This window comes from Ottowia sp. oral taxon 894 (genome assembly GCF_001262075.1).
GTDB classification, from domain to species: Bacteria; Pseudomonadota; Gammaproteobacteria; order Burkholderiales; family Burkholderiaceae_C; genus Ottowia; species Ottowia massiliensis.
The window spans coordinates 2,094,379-2,111,421 of the sequence record NZ_CP012073.1; the positions used below are offsets into that span (position 1 = coordinate 2,094,379).

At 64.3% G+C, this 17,043-nt stretch carries 21 protein-coding genes; 18 read left to right on the forward strand and 3 right to left on the reverse strand.

Annotated features, from left to right (window positions below; translation table 11 throughout):
* Positions 1-41 precede the first annotated feature (41 nt).
* From sctC to coaD, 11 genes are all read left to right on the forward strand, one after another.
* Positions 42-1,961, forward strand: coding sequence for a type III secretion system outer membrane ring subunit SctC (sctC, locus tag ADJ79_RS09130; RefSeq protein WP_172674049.1), 1,920 nt, complete (start codon positions 42-44; stop codon positions 1,959-1,961).
* 27 nt (positions 1,962-1,988) lie between these two features.
* Entirely contained in the window at positions 1,989-3,098 is a 1,110-nt protein-coding gene (locus ADJ79_RS09135; protein ID WP_156304113.1) for an EscD/YscD/HrpQ family type III secretion system periplasmic domain-containing protein, read from the forward strand.
* A 94-nt stretch (positions 3,099-3,192) separates the two neighbouring features.
* On the forward strand, positions 3,193-3,495 hold the full coding sequence (locus ADJ79_RS09140) for a hypothetical protein (RefSeq protein WP_050715693.1): 303 nt from the start codon (positions 3,193-3,195) through the stop codon (positions 3,493-3,495).
* Between the two features lie 20 nt (positions 3,496-3,515).
* Positions 3,516-3,926, forward strand: coding sequence for a hypothetical protein (locus ADJ79_RS09145; protein ID WP_050715694.1), 411 nt, complete (start codon positions 3,516-3,518; stop codon positions 3,924-3,926).
* 65 nt (positions 3,927-3,991) lie between these two features.
* The gene (gene sctJ, locus ADJ79_RS09150) at positions 3,992-4,765 is read left to right on the forward strand and encodes a type III secretion system inner membrane ring lipoprotein SctJ (RefSeq protein WP_050715695.1); all 774 of its coding nucleotides are present in this window, start codon (positions 3,992-3,994) and stop codon (positions 4,763-4,765) included.
* Between the two features lie 307 nt (positions 4,766-5,072).
* Positions 5,073-5,711, forward strand: coding sequence for a hypothetical protein (locus tag ADJ79_RS09155; RefSeq protein ID WP_050715696.1), 639 nt, complete (start codon positions 5,073-5,075; stop codon positions 5,709-5,711).
* Between the two features lie 81 nt (positions 5,712-5,792).
* A complete protein-coding gene (locus ADJ79_RS09160) occupies positions 5,793-6,446 on the forward strand; it encodes a FliH/SctL family protein (RefSeq protein ID WP_050715697.1) in 654 nt (217 codons plus the stop codon).
* A gap of 56 nt (positions 6,447-6,502) precedes the next feature.
* Positions 6,503-7,810, forward strand: coding sequence for a FliI/YscN family ATPase (locus tag ADJ79_RS09165; RefSeq protein ID WP_050716542.1), 1,308 nt, complete (start codon positions 6,503-6,505; stop codon positions 7,808-7,810).
* A 4-nt stretch (positions 7,811-7,814) separates the two neighbouring features.
* Positions 7,815-8,330: a hypothetical protein gene (locus ADJ79_RS09170; RefSeq protein ID WP_050715698.1), complete on the forward strand. Its 516-nt coding sequence runs from the start codon at positions 7,815-7,817 to the stop codon at positions 8,328-8,330.
* Between the two features lie 193 nt (positions 8,331-8,523).
* Positions 8,524-9,105: a 16S rRNA (guanine(966)-N(2))-methyltransferase RsmD gene (gene rsmD, locus ADJ79_RS09175; RefSeq protein WP_050715699.1), complete on the forward strand. Its 582-nt coding sequence runs from the start codon at positions 8,524-8,526 to the stop codon at positions 9,103-9,105.
* The gene (gene coaD, locus ADJ79_RS09180; protein WP_050715700.1) at positions 9,102-9,602 is read left to right on the forward strand and encodes a pantetheine-phosphate adenylyltransferase; all 501 of its coding nucleotides are present in this window, start codon (positions 9,102-9,104) and stop codon (positions 9,600-9,602) included. Before rsmD ends, coaD begins: the two co-directional genes overlap by 4 nt.
* 93 nt (positions 9,603-9,695) lie before the next feature.
* Here the strand turns inward: coaD and ADJ79_RS09185 are convergent, their stop codons facing one another.
* Positions 9,696-10,457 (reverse strand): hypothetical protein, encoded by a 762-nt coding sequence (locus ADJ79_RS09185; RefSeq protein ID WP_050715701.1) that lies wholly within the window; start codon positions 10,455-10,457, stop codon positions 9,696-9,698.
* Between the two features lie 568 nt (positions 10,458-11,025).
* Between ADJ79_RS09185 and ADJ79_RS09190 the strand changes: the two genes are divergently transcribed.
* The 5 genes from ADJ79_RS09190 (at position 11,026) to ADJ79_RS09210 (ending at position 13,811) form a co-directional block, all read left to right on the forward strand.
* Positions 11,026-11,352 carry a hypothetical protein gene (locus ADJ79_RS09190; RefSeq protein ID WP_050715702.1) on the forward strand — a complete coding sequence of 109 codons (327 nt, stop codon included), beginning with the start codon at positions 11,026-11,028 and terminating at the stop codon, positions 11,350-11,352.
* Positions 11,353-11,533: 181 nt separating this feature from the next.
* The gene (gene dcd / locus ADJ79_RS09195; RefSeq protein ID WP_050715703.1) at positions 11,534-12,100 is read left to right on the forward strand and encodes a dCTP deaminase; all 567 of its coding nucleotides are present in this window, start codon (positions 11,534-11,536) and stop codon (positions 12,098-12,100) included.
* A gap of 122 nt (positions 12,101-12,222) precedes the next feature.
* A complete protein-coding gene (locus ADJ79_RS15000; RefSeq protein ID WP_050715704.1) occupies positions 12,223-12,537 on the forward strand; it encodes an energy transducer TonB in 315 nt (104 codons plus the stop codon).
* A gap of 114 nt (positions 12,538-12,651) precedes the next feature.
* The gene (locus ADJ79_RS09205; protein ID WP_050715705.1) at positions 12,652-13,212 is read left to right on the forward strand and encodes a FecR domain-containing protein; all 561 of its coding nucleotides are present in this window, start codon (positions 12,652-12,654) and stop codon (positions 13,210-13,212) included.
* Positions 13,209-13,811, forward strand: coding sequence for an OmpA family protein (locus tag ADJ79_RS09210; protein ID WP_082203235.1), 603 nt, complete (start codon positions 13,209-13,211; stop codon positions 13,809-13,811). Before ADJ79_RS09205 ends, ADJ79_RS09210 begins: the two co-directional genes overlap by 4 nt.
* A gap of 279 nt (positions 13,812-14,090) precedes the next feature.
* Here ADJ79_RS09210 and ADJ79_RS14330 read toward each other — a convergent pair whose 3' ends face one another.
* On the reverse strand, positions 14,091-14,231 hold the full coding sequence (locus ADJ79_RS14330) for a hypothetical protein (protein WP_156304115.1): 141 nt from the start codon (positions 14,229-14,231) through the stop codon (positions 14,091-14,093).
* Here ADJ79_RS14330 and ADJ79_RS09215 point away from each other — a divergent pair.
* A complete protein-coding gene (locus ADJ79_RS09215) occupies positions 14,230-15,297 on the forward strand; it encodes an FAD:protein FMN transferase (protein WP_050715707.1) in 1,068 nt (355 codons plus the stop codon). The genes ADJ79_RS14330 and ADJ79_RS09215 overlap by 2 nt on opposite strands.
* Positions 15,294-15,506, forward strand: coding sequence for a (Na+)-NQR maturation NqrM (nqrM, locus tag ADJ79_RS09220; RefSeq protein WP_050715708.1), 213 nt, complete (start codon positions 15,294-15,296; stop codon positions 15,504-15,506). Before ADJ79_RS09215 ends, nqrM begins: the two co-directional genes overlap by 4 nt.
* 666 nt (positions 15,507-16,172) lie before the next feature.
* On the opposite strand, the gene ADJ79_RS09225 is transcribed toward nqrM, so the two are convergent.
* On the reverse strand, positions 16,173-17,030 hold the full coding sequence (locus ADJ79_RS09225; protein ID WP_050715709.1) for a pirin family protein: 858 nt from the start codon (positions 17,028-17,030) through the stop codon (positions 16,173-16,175).
* Positions 17,031-17,043 lie beyond the last annotated feature (13 nt).

The window sequence follows — 17,043 nt, forward strand, 5'->3', positions numbered from 1 at the left end:
AAGATCGCGTGTTTGGATTTCATATGTTTACAGGAGAGTTCATGGGTTTCATGCAACAAGGAAAAGCAACAAAGATCAATGCTGCCCGGCATTGGGCTGCCGCTCTGGCGCTGGCAGGTGCAGCTTGGGCAGGCGCAGGAGCGGCATGGGCTGCATCTATTCCATTTGAAGGGCGTCAGGTTGAAATGACGGCACGGGAGCAGCCGGTAGCTTCCTTTCTGCAGGATTTTTTTGGCGCAGTGGACATTCCTGTGGCAGTCAGCTCTGGCGTCAGTGGCGCTATCAATGGCACCTTCCAAGGGCCTGCTGATCGCGTGTTCAACAACATCCTGCGCTCGTTTGGTCTGATGGCTTATTACGACGGCTCAGTTGTGCATGTTTTCACTCCCAGTGAAATTTCTACTCGAACCTTTCCTTTGAGTAGTGACAATGCGCGCACGGTTATCAAGACAGCTCAGGAAATGCAGTTGGTCGATAGCCGCAATACGCTGCGAGTCGGGCAGGGCGGCTCCCTGATTGCCACAGGCGCCAAGCGTTTCGTGGAAATGGTTGACGAACTGGCCACGGGACAGAAGAAGCAGACTGATGCACTTGCTCCTTTGGGCTTCAAGGTTTATTACCTGCGCTATGCATGGGCACAGGACGTAACGTCCCAGTATGGCGGCAAGGTGGTTGTGATTCCGGGCGTGGCCAGTATCCTGCGCTCGCTGCTGACGTCACAGACACAACCTCAGGTGCTGGGCATGCGCGAGCAATATCTGCGTCCTACCGTGCCCGGTCTGCGTGGCCGAGGCATGGCCAACCAAGGCACTTTGGGGGCGGAAGGCGCCAGCCCTATGCTCGCGTCGGCAGACACCGTACGGCGCGCCTGGGGTTCTGGGGGCGGCATCAATGTGACGTTCAACGAAACGGGAAATGACTTGGCTCCTCTGGTCACGCTGCCAGGGCAGGCTCGAGTGGAGGCAGATGCGAGGCTGAATGCCATCATCGTGCGCGACGCGCCCGAACGGCTGCCGTATTACGACGAACTCATCAAATCGCTCGACGTGGAGCCGCAAGCCGTAGAAATCGAGGCCACCATCATCGACCTCAACACCGACCGTTTGCGCGAGCTGGGCATCAACTGGCGCTGGACGGATGATCGCGCTTCATTCCTGTTCGGCAATGGCACTGCCAGCGATACCCTGCTGCATGGCACCACGGCAACGGGCAGTATTACGCCCCAAGGCACTGGCGGGTTCTTGTCATTGGTGCTGGGCGGGCGCAATCAATTTGTGGCGCGTATCAACGCCTTGCAGCAGCAGAAGGCAGCGCGCGTTGTATCCAGCCCGCAAATCATGACGCTCTCCAACGTAGAAGCCCTTTATGACACAACCAAGAGTTTCTATGTCAAGGTACAGGGCCGCAATGAAGTGGATTTGTTCCGCGTAGAGGCTGGCACGACGCTGCGTGTCACGCCTCATGTGTTCAAGGAAGGCAACGACGTTCGCATCAAGCTGCTGGTGCAGATTGAAGACGGAGATTTTGACTTCGAGAGATCAGTGGATACCATGCCTACGGTGAACCGTTCGGCGATCAATACCCAGGCGCTTATCATGGCAGGCGAGAGTCTGCTGATCGGCGGCATGACGCGCGAAAAGTCCAGTGAAGGCGTCACCAAGGTGCCTTTCCTGGGGGATATTCCTGTGCTGGGCAACTTGTTCAAAACCACCGAACGCGGCGGTGAACACAAGGAGCGCTTGTTCCTGATTTCGCCCCGCCTGGTTCCGGCGCGTCGCGCCTTGTCCGGTACGGCTCCTGTCGGGCCGCAGCGGCCTGGCAACGCCGTTCAGGCGCCTCCCATGCCTGAGCTTGAACCCAAGCCGGATACGGCGCAGGAGAAAAAGGACGAGGCCGCCGCGCCGAAATCCAGATTCCTCATGCCCGCCAGCGGCGAAGCATCCATTGGTCAAACCTACTGACGTTCCACCAACTCAAGAGGCTCCAGCATGACAGCACCCCTGCTTTACGAACTGCGCGTTCTCAGTGGCCGCCAGCGTGGCGCCACGTTTCCGATCAAGCCAGGTGCGCCGTTGCGCATTGGACAGGACTGGTCCAGCGATGTCGTACTGCGCGCGGACAGTGCCGCTGCCGCGCGGATCTCTTTGCTGGATGACGAATCCGCGCTGGAGCTGCAGGTGGATAACGGCAGCTCGCAGGTAGAAGAAGTCAGCATTGATGTAGGCCAGAAAATGGCCGTGGGCCTGTATGTGCCGTTTTCTCTGGGCGACGTGCAATTGGCGGTAGGACAAGTGGGCGCGCCGCAATGGGGCGCACTGTTTGGCAACGCTACCCCGCAGCCGCTTGTGCCAGCTGAAACGCAAGGCAATGCCTTGCAGCCGATGCAGCCTGCCGCCGTAGCAAGCGCGCGTTGGGTGCGCCGCCTGTTGCAGGGCGGTGTGGCCCTGGTGGCAATTTCGGCTGGCGCACTGACCTTGAGCTGGGCCATGGATCGCCACCCGGGCACACCCGGCCAGCAGGTAGAGCAGATGCGCCAGAGCCTGCACCGCCTTGGCTATGCCACTCTGGATGTCGAAATCCGCGACGGTCAGCCTGTTGTCACGGGCTATCTCAATTCGGAAACCCAGCGCGCCGAGCTGGAGCAAGCCTTGGCGCGCACTTCCATGCGAAGCGTCCGTGTCATGCCGTGGATCAATGAGCAAGTCACGCAAGGCGTGGCTGAAGTATTCCGGCTCAATGGCATTGCGGCGCAGGTCAAATCTGCCGGATCGGGCGTTGTGCAAGTCCACACACGCGAAGCCAACACTGAAAACCTGCAGCGTGCCGAAGCCGTAGCACGGCGTGATGTGCCAGGCCTGGTCAAGCTGGTGTCCGTCAATGACGCGCCGCCTGCCGCAGCCAAGGCTTCTCCCGTGGCGGCGGATCCTGGCAAGCGCGTGGCGGCCATCGTTCCTGGTGACCCTGCCTATGTGGTCACGGCAGATGGCACGCGCTACTTCACGGGCGCAGTGTTGCCTACCGGGCACCGCATCCAGGCCATTCAGGCCAATCTTGTTCAGCTGGAGCGCGATGGGCAAATCAGCCAGCTGACCTTCTGAGCTTTTTCTTTGCTTTTCCGGCGCAGACCGTTTCCCTGGACCGGCGGTCATTGCGCTTCATGCTTCAGGTCCCTGTCTCACAAAGGAGAGCAACATGAGCAACAGCGTATCCCCTCTGTCCGTGCTGGCGACTTCGCCCCTGACTGGCTCGCAACGTCCGGGCGGCAAGTCCTCCAGCTGGTATGAAGCCATGGCTGAAGCCTGGGGCAAGACGCTCAATGCCAAGGCCAATGAGATCGAGGTCGCGTCCGATCAGCTGGCCGAAGGCAATGACCGTCCCGAGCACATCACCCGCATGACGGCGCTGGCTCAACAGATGGGCTTCATGTCCAACAGCGCCCATACCTCGCTGCAATCTGTGGGCACGGCGCTCGAAACGATGGCCCGCAAGCAGTAAGGGCCGGGAGCAAAAACCGAATGAATGCACTGTCATCCCTGATCCCAGCCGAGCAGGCGCTGGCCGCAAGCCACAACGCGGGCGGTGCGCCAGCTTCCGTGCAGGCGGGCTATGGCGTGTCGCTGACCGACTTGTCGGGCTTCAGCGACGCGCTGGCTCGCGCCGATGGCACGCTGCACCCGCACGCCACGGCGCCCGCCGCAGAAACCATGCAGGCGCTGTTCAGGCCGCTGGAGCACATCAATGCCGAGGCGGCTTCGCTGTCCAAGCATGCTGAAAGCGCCATGGCTGCGGGCAATGACCTCACGCCCGGCGAGATGGTCATGCTCACCGTGCGCTGCCACGAATTCCTGTTTCACAGCCAGCTGACCGCCAACGTGGCCAACCGCACGTCTGACGGCCTCCAGCAACTGTTCCGGCAACAGGCGTGATGCGCGCGCTTTCCCGTCCGGCGCGTCCGGCTGCCGCTCATTGGCGGTGGCTGGGCGCACCTTTGATGGCCCTACTGCTGGCAGCCTGCTCCCAGCAGGAGCTGTATGGCCAGCTCAGCGAGCGCCAGGCCAATGAAATGGTGGCGGTGCTGCGCATCGCTGGCGTGAAAGCCGACAAGGTCGCAGCCCGGGACGGCAAGACCTTCACGGTCACCACCAACCCGGGTGATTTCTCCCGCGCCGTTGAAGTCCTGCACGACAGCGGTCTGCCGCGCGATAACTTCGACACCCTGGGCCAGGTTTTCAAGAAAGAGGGCTTTGTTTCCTCACCGCTGGAAGAGCGCGCGCGCTTCACGCATGCCCTTTCGCAGGAAATCTCCCACACCATTTCCAGTATTGATGGCGTGTTGCAGGCGCGCGTGCATGTCTCCGTGCCTGAGAAAAATCCGCTGTCAGACAAGCCCGCAACCGCCACCGCTTCGGTTTTCATCCGCCACCGTCCGGGGCTGGACATGACGCAGCAGGTCGGCAAGATCAAGGCGCTGGTGGTCAATGCCATTGAGGGTCTGCCTTATGACAACGTCACCGTCGTTCTCTTTCCCGCAGAATCCATGCCCGTCGTAGCCAAGCCAGCGGCTCCCGCGCCTGCTTCCATCTGGGGAACAGATAGCTTCAAGCCCGTTGTGGCCATCGGCGCAGGACTGGGCGTTGCCGCCCTTGTGCTGGCTTGGTTTCTGGGTTGGCGCCAGCGGCGTTCGGCCAGTTCAGGCCATGCCTTAACGGTGCGCAATAGGGCGTCTTCGGCGCCCCCGCCGTCCAAATCCGCGCATTCTTCCTGAGCGTTCCGGGTGGCTCACTGTTTGGCATGAAGACACGAAGCCTCCGGGCCAGGCCACAGGCTCCAAGCCTGTGCCGCGCTGGCGGCTTCGTTTTCAGGCTGCCATGCGAGCCGTTTTCTTCCAATGCGCTGCTTCTTCAAAAAGAGGAGCGAATTTCAGGGGCGCAAAACGAGAAAGGTCCTAGTGCAATCGAGAGAACGTGCTATGACTAAAAGAGCAGAAATGCCTTCTTCCTCGCCTGAACTTCCCTCTGCTTGCCAGGCTTTGCCCATTGTTCCCAGACACCTTTTGGTCTCCTGCGACTGCCATGACTGACACGCTTGCTGAACCCGCCGAAGACGCCATCCAGCCTTCCCTTTTTGCCAGCATGGCCGGGCGGCGGCGCCAGCGCCTGGCGGCTGCGCGCCTGCTGGCGGGCACGGGCGCGAGCTGGCGCACGATTGACGCCTGCCCCGCCTGGGCCACCGCCAGCGAAGGCGAACGCCAGCGCCTGGTCGCCTTCGTTGGCGCATGGTGGCTGGCCGATTCGCTGCGCGCCAGCATCGACGGCAAGCGCCTGGCTGCCGTGTGTGAAGTGCTGGGCGAAGACGGCCTCCAGCGCCTGTTGCGTGCTGAAAGCGGCGGTCTGGAGCTTGATGCAGCTCCGCCGCGCCCCGGCCTGACTGAAGCCAGCCAATGCGCTGACCAACTGCAGTCTTGCGGCCGCGCCCTGCTGCTGTGGGGTCTGCCCGCCGCGCTGCGCGCCCTGATGCCTGCCGCACTGGGCTGGCCCGCCCCTGAAGTCAATCAACACCATGCCTTTGACGCCCACATCGACTGGGCGCGCCGCGCCATTGACACCGGCACGGCTGAAGCCGCGCGCTGCGTCCAGCCTGCCAGCCCGCCAGAAGATGGCGAAGAAGGCGAAAAAGGCGAAGAAGAGGCAGGCAATGCCGATGACGAATGAAGCAGGCGGCCCGCAAGCCGCCGCTTCAAAATCCGCCACCCGATAAGCCGCGCAAGGCGGCCCGCTTCCTGACCTCCCTTCATGAGCTACCTGCTTGCCCTGGATGACGCCTTCCCTGGCGCCATCGCCACCACTTCTCCCATCGTGCCCGCCAGCGAGCTGCCTGCGCTGCAAGACGCACTGGCCCTTTCCGCGCGCCTGACCCAGCTGCTGGCCACGCAGGAGCAGCAAGTCACCCAGGCTTGCGAAGAAGCCCGCGCCCAGGGGCGCGAAGAAGGGCTGGAACAAGGCCGCGCGCAGGCGCTGGAAAGCGGCGCGCAGGCATTGAGCGACATGCTGGAGAAAATCGCCCGCGAGCAAGCCGCCCAGCGCGAAGAACTGCGTGGTGCGCTCGTCACCCTGGCCTCATCCATGGTGCGTTGCATGGCGGCTGAACTCGCTCCGCCCGACGTGCTGGCCGCGCTGGCCGAGCGCGCTTTCGAGCACGTTGTGCCCGCGCAAAGCGTGCGCGTGCGCCTGGCCCCCGGCATGCTGGAGCCTGTGCAGACCCGCCTGGCCGCCCGCCAGCTGGCCCTGCCCGTGCAATGCCAGGCCGATGAGCGGCTGGGGCCGCTGGAATGCGTCATTGAATCGCCCACCGGCACGCTCATCGCCGGGCTGGAGGCCGTGCTCGACCGCACCGCCCAATCCCTTGAACTCTCGCGCCAGATGGCGCAGCAGCAGCGCGAATCGTGAGCAGCAACACCGCCCGCCCCCTGTTTGATGACGCCCTGGCCCAGGGCCTGCGCGTCATGCAGCCCCAAGTCGCCCGTGGCCGCGTGGCCCAGGCTTTTGGCACTACCTTGCGCGTCAGCGGCCTGCAAGCCGTCATTGGCCAGCAGTGCCTCATCCGCGATCCTGCACGCCCTCACGCCACTCCGCTGCGCGCCGAAGTCGTCGGCCTGCATGAGCACGAAGCCATCCTCGTGCCGCTGGGCCACCTGCAAGGCATCTCGATGGGCGCCGAAGTTGAAATCATGGAGCGCGCCTCCCTCATTCCCATGGGAGAAGCCCTGCTGGGCCGCGTGCTCAACGCCTTTGGTGAGCCGCTCGATGGCCAGCCCCTGCCAGCCAGCGTGCCCCTGCGCTCCTTCTACAGCGAGCCGCCCAACCCGCTGCACCGCGCCCCGGTTGACAAACCCTTCATCACCGGCGTGCGCGCCATTGACGGCCTGCTCACCGTCGGCGAAGGCCAGCGCCTGGGCGTCTTCGCCATGGCCGGCGGCGGCAAATCCACCCTGCTGGGCATGCTGGCGCGGCAGGCGCGCAGCGACATCAACGTCATCGCCCTCGTGGGCGAGCGCGGCCGCGAAGTGCGCGAATTCCTGGAAGAAAGCCTCGGCCCCGAAGGCATGGCCCGCTCCGTCGTTGTCGTCTCCACCAGCGACCGCCCCGCGATGGAACGCCTGCGCGCCGCCCAGACCGCCACCGCCATTGCCGAAGGCTTTCGCGCCCAGGGCCAGCGCGTGCTGCTCATGATGGACTCCGTCACCCGCTACGCCCGCGCCCTGCGCGAAATCGGCCTCTCGGTGGGCGAGCCAGCCGTGCGCCGGGGCTTTCCGCCCAGCGTCTTTGCCGAGCTGCCGCGCCTGTTCGAGCGCGCCGGCAACGACGCCCACGGCTCCATCACCGCCTTCTACACCGTGCTGGCCGAAGACGAAGACAACACCGACCCCGTCGCCGAAGAAACCCGCTCCATTCTGGACGGCCACATCGTCCTCTCCCGCAAGCTTGGCCAGGCTGGCCACTACCCGGCCATTGATGTGCTGGCCAGCGCCAGCCGCGTCTTCACCCGCGTCACCAGCCGCGAGCACCAGCAGGCCGCCCTGCGCGTGCGCGCGCTCATGGCCAAACACGAAGAAATCCGCTTCCTGCTGCAAGTGGGCGAATACGCCCCCGGCAGCGACGCCCTGGCTGATGACGCCATAGCCGCCCAGCCCGCCATTGAAAACCTGCTGCGCCAGCGCCCCGACGAAGCCAGCGCCTTTGAAGACACCATCGGCCAGATGCAAGGCTTTGCCGCCTCCTCCGCCCGCAGCCGCGACCTCCAGGTTGAATGACTGAATGAGCGGCGCCCAAGACCTGCCCCGCCAGCTTGAACAGGCCCGCCAGCTGGCCCGCCTGCGCCAGCTGCGCGAGCGCACCGCCCTGGCCGCCCTGCACGAAGCTGACAAAGCCCTCCTTCAGGCTGAAGAAGCGCTGGAGCGCCGCCGCGCCGCCCTGGCCCGCCTGAGCGAAGAGCGCGGCCAGCTCAGCCAGCGCATCGTCCATGAATGCGCCCCCGACCTGGGCCGCCTGGCCGCCTACATCGGCGCCATGACGGCCGACCTTGACGACCAAATCGAGCGCACCGAATACGCCATGCTGGACGACGAAGAAGCCCTCGACGAAGCCCGCAAGAGCCGCGAGCGCGCCCGCCAGGCCTGGCTGCGCGCCAGCGCCGCCGTCAATGCTGCCGAAACCCTCGTCACCGACACCCGCCGCGCCCACCGCCAGGCGCAAGAAGCCGTGCAAGAGCGAGAAGCCGAAGACGCCGCCAGCGCCGCCCACAGCCAAAGGCAGCAGCAGGAACGCGGTTAAAGATAGGCCATTATTAGCTCTTGAAACAAGAGCATAAGGTCCTAGTGGAAACTGCGCAAAGCGGCATTTCAGATGCCCTGAATTTGCTCCTGTTTTTGATGCCATCTGGCGCTGCTGGGGGAGAAGTCCCCCCGGCTCTGCCGCGCGGAAGGCTATGCTGCCGGGCCAAGTTTTGCTCACGCCTGCTGCACTCATGTCCACGCTCCCTCACCAGATCCGGCTCATTGGCGGCCAATGGAAGCGCACGCGCCTTGGCGTGCCCGGCATGCCCGGCCTGCGCCCCACGCCTGACCGCGTGCGGGAGACGCTGTTCAACTGGCTGGGGCAAGACTTGGCGGGCTGGCGGGCGCTGGATGCCTTCGCGGGCACGGGCGCGCTGGGGCTGGAGGCCGCCTCGCGCGGAGCGCAGAGTGTGCTGCTGGTGGAGCAGAACGCGCGGCTGGCCGCCGCCTTGCGCCAGCATCAGCAGCGCCTTTCGGCCATCGCCGTGCAGGTGCTGCGCGGCGATGGCGTGGCGGCCCTGCACAGCCAGCCTGCGGGCAGCCTGGATGTGGTGTTTCTCGATCCGCCTTTTGCCGCCGCCAGCCTGTATGCGCCCGCACTGGCCGCCGCCGCCAAGGCTTTGCGTCCTGGCGGCTTTGTCTATCTGGAAGCAGACGCCTCATGGCAGGGCCGCCCCGAAGCCGCTTCATTCACGCTGCGCCGCCACCTGAAGGCGGGCGCGGTGCATGCCCATTTGTTCTGCAAGCCCCTGCCCACGGAGGAAAAACCATGAGCCGCCCTGTCATCGCCGTCTATCCCGGCACGTTCGATCCCATCACGCTGGGCCATGAAGACATCGCACGCCGCGCGCGCGAGCTGTTTGACGAAGTCATCGTCGCCGTGGCCATCGCCCATCACAAAAAAACCCTGTTCACCTTGGAAGAGCGGCTGGAGATGGCGCAGACGTCGGCCCGGCAATGGCCGGGCGTGCGGGCGGAGCCGTTCGAGGGGCTGATCAGCCACTTCGTGCAAGCCAAAGGCGGCAAGGCAATGGTGCGCGGACTGCGCGCGGTCACCGACTTTGACTACGAGTTCCAGCTTGCGGGCATGAACGGCGTGCTGGCGCCGGAGGTGGAGACGGTGTTTCTCACGCCCGGCACGCGCTACCAGTTCGTCAGCAGCACCTTCGTGCGCGAAATCGCCCTGCTGGGCGGCGATGCCGAGCAGTTCGTGGCCCCGCACGTGTGGCAGCGGCTACTGGAAAAACGGCGAAGCAGCGCCAAGCCCTGAGAACCCGTCTTCAAAAAATCAAGCGGCATGGTTGGTTCTCTTGCTTAAAAGATTGCGAACAGGTTTTTAGCGCGAATTGCGCCAAAGCCGTTTTTACCCTTCGTGAATTTGCTCTTGCTTTTGACGTGTGACGTTCCTGCGCCGCCGTGCCGCCAACGCGCCTGCCAGGCCCAGAGCGCCTGAAAGGGCGGCCAGCGCGCCTGTTGATGCGGAGGGCACGGCGGCAGGCTGCTGCGGCAAGGGGCGCAGCGTGATGCTGATCGTGTCCAGCGCGAAGATGCGTCCGACGAAATTCATGCCGAATGGCCCCGAAAAATAGGGTGTGTGCGGTGTGCCGGTGCCTGTCTGGGACGCGAACTCCACCTTGTCCACGTCGCTGTAATTCAGGTTCAGGAATGTGGGGCTGCCCGCCGCAAGCGTGACGGTCTGTGTATCAACCACCGTGCCGGCGCGAGAGGCGGTGATCTTGACTTGCAGGTTGTTGTGCCAGACAGGTGTGATGTAGAGACTGTGCAAGTCAAACCGCCTGCCGCCGCTGCTGGTGATGGAGCCGGTCAACCCGTCATTTGGCGTTGCAGGCGGCGTAAAGGGAACAACGGCCAGATTGCGAGGCGTTTGCGCGCCATCGGTGTAGCCGGAGCCCAGGTATTGCCCGGTGCCAAACGGGTCTTGCATGGTGTTATTGGCGCACTCAAGGTTGTTCCACACCAGGCCGCCGTAGCCTGCGGCAAAGGTGTAGTCGGTGCGGGCGTTGCTGTAGTTGCAGTTCAGCTCGTCAAAGTTGATGATGGCCGCTTGCGCTTGCGCGGCTGCGATCAGGCTTGAGGCGATGATCAGGCGTTGCTTGAGGTGCATGTTTTTCTTGAAAAAATGTAATTTTAAGAATGGGACAGCGGCGGAATGGCTTCCCTTCCTCAAATTTTTACGGGTTTTTTCATGAACTTCAAAGGCAGTCAATGGTCCCGCTGCGCGCCTGCGTTCACCAATATTCACGGCACGTGGCGGCGTTGGCGAAAAAAGCTTCGCCGGTTGCCTACGGCGGCCATGAGGCCGTAATTATTGCTCCTCTATTCATAGCGCGCAGTCCTAGTCAACCGGGCGCAGAGTCCGCTTTTATATGCTTTAAATTAGCTCCTATTTTTGATTTATGAGGCTGCTGTGCCACCCATGTATCCGGCCTTGTCCACTTTGTTGCAATTCAGGCTAAGCTGCCGGAAACCGTGCGGGCAAGTTTTTGTCGACGAAGGGGCAGAAAAGACGCGGCGGAAAAACCGGCGGAGATTGTCAGTGCAAGACCGAGAAACCTTCCCAGCTGTTTCAACCCGCAGCGCGGTCGAATGGTATGAATAAATGGTTTTGACAAGGAGAAAATGCAATGAAAAAGCGTGTATGCGCCGCAGGCGCCTTATTTTTGGCATTGGCAATGGCGCTGCCATGCGCGCCGGCCCTGGCGCAGGAGCAGGCTCGCAAAACCGACCACGCCGAGCCAAAACCTGTCCAGCAGGGCACATTGACCAATGAAAAATTGCAACGTGACGCCATGATGGGGGTCGCTGCCAAGGCAGGCGTGCTGGGCTGCGAAAAAATCACTGGCGTGCAGCCATTCGTGACCCGCATGCCCTCGGGGGAGCCTGGCGCGCGCAGCTGGCAGGAAATGTGGGTGGTTCAGTGCGGGGCCGCCAAACACAATGTGGTGATTGATTTCAGGGAGAGCGGCATGAGCGCGGCGGATTGGACCATCCGCCAGTGAACCGCCGCCGCCGCTGGGCTGTGGCGAGGCGCTGGAGCCTGCTCATGATCTGGCCGTAGGCTGCGCTGAAGGGCCGCGCTTGTCCGTGCGCCGGAATGCAGAGCCAGCTCATGAGCAAGCGGCCTTCAGGCATCGCGGGCCTGCGGCAAAATGAATTTCCTTTTTGCCTCAGTTTTTTTTCATGAGCATCAAAAGCGACAAATGGATCCGCCGCATGGCCGAGGAGCGCGGCATGATCGAGCCTTTCGAGCCGGGCCAGGTGCGGCAGGTGGACGGGCGCAAGATCGTCAGTTACGGCACTTCCAGCTATGGCTATGACATTCGCTGCGCGCCTGAATTCAAGATATTCACCAACATTCACAGCACGGTGGTGGACCCGAAGAACTTTGACGAAAAGAGCTTTGTCGATTTCGAGGGCGAGGTTTGCATCATTCCGCCCAACAGCTTTGCGCTGGCGCGCACCGTGGAATATTTCCGCATTCCGCGCAACGTGCTCACCATTTGCCTGGGCAAAAGCACTTACGCGCGCTGCGGAATCATCGTCAATGTGACCCCCTTCGAGCCGGAATGGGAAGGCTACGTGACCCTGGAATTCAGCAACACCACGCCCCTGCCCGCCAAGATTTACGCAGGCGAAGGCTGCGCGCAGGTGCTCTTTTTTGAAAGCGATGAAGTATGCGAAACCTCTTACAAGGACCGGGGCGGCAAGTACCAGGGCCAGGTGGGCGTGACGCTGCCCAAGACCTGAAGCCGCCCATGCGCACGCTGGCCCTTCTTTTTTGTGTCAGCTTGCTGGCTGCTGCATGTGGCGCGCCGCCCCGTGCGGCGGATGCGTCAGCGCGCCAGCAGCCTTATCCAGCCTGCGCACCCATGCCCACGTCCGCCGACCGGCAGGCCGCCTGGCAGCCTGTGCCGAAAGGGCAGGCGCGCGAGAACATTCCCCGCGTGCTGGTGAAGGTGCTGGTTGAAACGAATGGCTGCGCTTCCAGGGCCGAGATCAGGCAGTCCAGCGGCTACCCCTCGCTGGACAACTACGCCGTGCGCCGGCTTCTGGCCACGCGCTTTCTGCCCGGCACGCGCAACGGCACGCCCGATGCCATGTGGGTGACAGTGCCCTTTCTCTTTGCGCCCAGCGGCATGGGCGTGCCCACGTTCGTCGTGCACGACGCGCCGCCCAAGTCATAGCGCATGGCGCGCAGCGCGCCGCAATACGTTGCGATACGCTGTTTCACGCAGCGCCGTCAAGATGCCTGCGTTAGCATTCGTCCACTTTTTGCAACCAAATGGGAGAAAGCACTGATGTTCACGTTCCGAGCAATCGCGCGGCGCGGCTTGGCGGCCTGTTGCGGGCTGATGGCCGCCGCCGCCCTGGCGCAGCCCGCACCCGCGCAGGAAGGCGCCCCCCAGCGGCCTGAACCTGTGGCGCAGACTCAGGCGCCAGCGGCCGAGGCGGCTGACAGGGCTTTCGTCATCACGCCGGGTGATGGACGGCTGGGCACTTTCAAGACCGTGCAAGGCCAAGTCACGCTGGCGCAGGGCGACACGCGCCGCGCCGCCGTGGTGGGCGGTGCCTTGCTGCCCCAGGAGCGCCTGAGCACGGGCGCAGACGGCATCGCTGCTGTCACCTTGCGCGATGGCACCGTGCTCACGCTGGGGCCTGATTCGTCGCTGGATCTGGCCGAGTTCGATTTCAACTCCACCACGCAGGAAGGCAGCATGTGGGTCAAGCTCGCGCGCGGCAGCCTGCGCGTGATCACCGGGCTGATTGCCAAGCTCCAGCCTGAAAAAGTCAAAGTCACCACGCCCACCGCCGTCATTGGCGTGCGCGGCACCGATTTCATTGTCGAGACCCGCCCATGAGGATTTCTCCGGATTCCCGCCCGGCCCTGTTGCCGCTCCTGCTGGCCGCAGCCGCGCTGCTGGCCGCCTGCGCTCCCGCCACCCGCGTCACCCTGCTGCCCCAGCCGGGCAGCGCCGTGGAAGTGCAAACGGGCGAGCGCCACGAGCGGCTGGATGAGGCTTACCAGACCCTGTCCGTGTCCACCCAGTCGGAAGTGGAGCGCGGCCACACCACGGCGCGCGCGGTGGAGCGGCGCATGGGCAAGCTGCTGGCCGCCGCGCCTGCGCCCGCGCAGCGTTACGCGCTGTACTTTCACACCGGGTCGGTGCAGCTCACGCCCGAATCCGAGGCCGAGCTGGATGCCGTGCTGGCCGAGGTGTCCAACCGCCCCGGCGCGGAAATCATCGTCACCGGCCACACCGACACCGTTGGCTCACTGACTGCCAATGACGAGCTTTCGCTCAACCGCGCCCGCCGCCTGCGGGAAGACATCATCGCCAAAGGCTTTCCCGCTGCCCGCATCGAGGCCGTGGGCCGTGGCGAGCGCGAGCTGCTCGTGCCCACTGAAGACGGCGTGGACGAGCCGCGCAACCGCCGCGTTGAAATCAAGGTGTACTGATCCGCACCGCAGCCACGGGCGAATGCGGGCCGCCTGAATCTTGCTCCTTGATTGATAGCATGAGGTCCTGGTGGAATGGGCGCAAGGGCCGTTTTCAAAGTCTTTGAATTGCTCCTGTTTTCAGTGCTTCAAGCAGCCTGGCTGGCGCGTGACGGCCTTTGAGCGCCGCGAAGGCTGCCACTGGCAGAGACGCCCATTCCCGCCAGGCTTCATCGCTTTTGCGCTGCGGCCCGGCCTTGATTTCACGGATTGGGCCAGCAAGAGGCGTGAATGAAACCGTCAGCCGCGAATATGGGTGAATAAATAGGGGCGGATGCGTGCGTGGCTTAACAGCCGTTCCGGCAGCAGTGTCTGCGGCTGGGGGGCCGGAAGGCGCCTGGCCGCGCGCAAAATCAGCGGCTTTGGCAAAACATCATTCATGAATCCGCGCTGTTTTCTTCTCTGCCTGGCCTGCATGGCGGCGCTGGCGGGCTGCCAGCCGCAGCCTGCGTCCACCGCGTCCGTCGTGCGCATCGAGGGGCCGACGATGGGCAGCACCTACCACATCAGCTACGTGCCAGGCCCCGGCGGCCAGCCAGCTGTCGCGCAGGCGCAAGGGGCGGTGCAGGCGCTGCTGGGCGAGATTGACGCGGCCGTGTCCACCTATCGTGACGATTCGGATTTGGCGCGCTTTAACGCCGCGTCCGCGCCGGTGTGCATGGACATGCCTGACACGGCGCTCGAGCTGGCGCGGCACGCGCTGGCGCTGGCGCAGCAAAGCGAAGGCGCGTTTGACGTGACGCTGCTGCCCGTGCTGGAGGCCTGGGGCTTTCGCCACGGCGCGGCGGCGCGGCCCGCGCACGAGGCGTCGCCCGCGCCCGCGCCGGCCGAGCTGGAGGCGGCGCGCGATCGCATGGGCATGCAGCATTTGCGCGTGCAGCCCGGCCAGCTGTGCAAGGACGCGCCCATCCGCGTGGAATTCAACAGCATCGCCGCCGGCTACGCGGTCGATCGCGTCGCCAGCTACTTTGCGCAGCAGGGCGTGGGCAGCTATCTGGTGGAAATCACGGGCGAGATGAAAGCCGTGGGCCTCAAGCCCGATGGCGCGCCCTGGCGCATTGCCATCGAGGCGCCGCTGGAAGGCGAGCGGCAGGCGCAGCGCATCGTGCAGCTCAACGGGCTGGCGCTGTCCACTTCCGGCGACTACCGCAACTGGCACGAGGTGGACGGCCAGCGGCAAAGCCACATCATGGATCCGCGCACGCTCGCGCCCGTGCGCCACCGCCTGGCCGCCGTCACGGTGGCCGCCCCTTCGGCGCTGGAGGCCGACGGCCTCTCCACCCTGTTCATGGCGCTGGGGCCGCAGCAGGGCTTTGACTACGCCCAGGCCAGGGGCATTGCGGCGCTGTTCGTCAGCCGCCGGGAAAATGGCGCAGGCTTCGCTACCCGGGCCACGGCGGCTTTTGACGCGGCCTTTGGCGCATCACCTCAAGGAGAAAAACCATGATCTGGCTCATCGCATTCATCGTCATGCTGCTCGTGGTGGCGGGCATGGCCATTGGCGTGATGGCGGGGCGCAAGCCCATCGGCGGCTCTTGCGGCGGCCTGGCCAATGCCGTGGGTATTGACCACGCCTGCACCTGCGGCAAAGCGCCCGGCTCCTGCGGCGGCGGGGCCGCGCCTTCAGAACAAAGGTCAGAAGCGCCGCCCGCGTGAGAAAGCCTGTTCAAAAAGCGGGCCGCAAGGCGGGGCGGCCCGGCCAGCTGGCGGCCTGCGCCTTTTCCGGCTGGATGGCGGGCAGGCGCGAAAGCATGCTGGATGGCATCAAAACAGGAGCAAATTCAGGCCCTCGGAAATGGCGATTACGCCCATTCCACCAGGACGTAACGCTATGAAAGAAGGAGCGAACATGAGCGCTTCGTCAGCGCCGCCCCGGAAGGGAAAAGGCAGCGCGCAAGGCTTCTGAACGCCTGCTTGCCGTCGGTCCGCAGGCGCAAAAGCGCGGACTTGATCGCTCTTGCGGCCTTGCGAGCGCCTGCCGGATTGCAAGGCGCGCCTGCGCTTTGCGGGCCATCACTCAAGCCGCCGCCCTCGCGCGGCCAGACTCTGAACGGGTTCCGAAGCGCCGCCCCCGGCCCCGTCCGCCTCATTCATTTCTGCCGAGCGCAGACTCCCGCGCTGGCACGAAAGGAAAGCAGGCGCAGCGCCAAATCCGCTCTTGAAATCAGAGCATCAGGTCTTGACGGAATCAGCGGGAATACCCATTGATGGCCCGCCGAATTCGCTCCTGTTTTTTGATGGATGAAGCCCCCCTGCCCGCTCCAGGAAAGCTGGCCGCCGGGCCGCGCGCCGGGGCGTCCGTTCACGGCCAGGCTGCGGGCGTCAATCCAGCGCGGGCAGCGCGCCGAAAGCGCCTTGCGCGAGGGCTTGCTGCATGTGGGCAAGCTGCTCGGGGGTGTTCATCACCAGGCCGTCCTGGCCGCTGATGGCTTCGTTCAGCGGCTGGGCGCTGACGAGGATGGCGCGCACGTCTTCATCGCCTTCGGCGTGCAGGCCGGCTTCGTCGCCGAAGGCATCAAGCATGGCCGTTTGCAGCGGCCCCACGGGATGCAGCCAGTGGCTGATGCGCAGCGTGCCCGTCAGGGTCAGGAGCACGGCGTACCAGCCGTTTTGCAGGGGCAGGTCGGTTTTTTGGCCGGCTTTGAGGGTCAGGTCCCACAGTTGCAGGGATTGCACGGTTTCGGCGGGGCCCAGCTGGCCTTGCCATTCACCGGCGATCAGGCGCAGGCTGCCTGTTTCGCCGGGCAGGCTCAAGGCAGGGATGCTTGCACTGCGGATGAGCTGGCAGTGCGGCTCGGTGAGCTTGTATTGGGCGGGCAGGTTGATCCAGAGGCTGACTTGCTCCAGCGGCGCGCCGGGCGAGGGGCGTTCTTCGCGCAGCAGGCCACGGCCCGCGCCGTTCCAGAGCACATCGCCAGCGGCCAGCGTGTGGTCGTGCCCGGCGCTGTCGCGCACGCGCAGGCCGCCCTGGAGCAGGAGGGTGACGCATTCAAGGCCGCAAAAGGCCTGCGCGCCGGTGCTGGCGCCCGCTGGCGCGCTGGCGCAGGCGTGGGTGGCGCGAATGGCGGCATTGGTCTGGCGGCCCAGGCCGTCGTAGGTGAAGAAAAGCTGCTCTTCAAAGGCATTGCCCACGGGGTGGGGAGAGAGGGCGCGCGAGACGCCGACGACGACTTTTTTCATGGTGGCCGGAAAA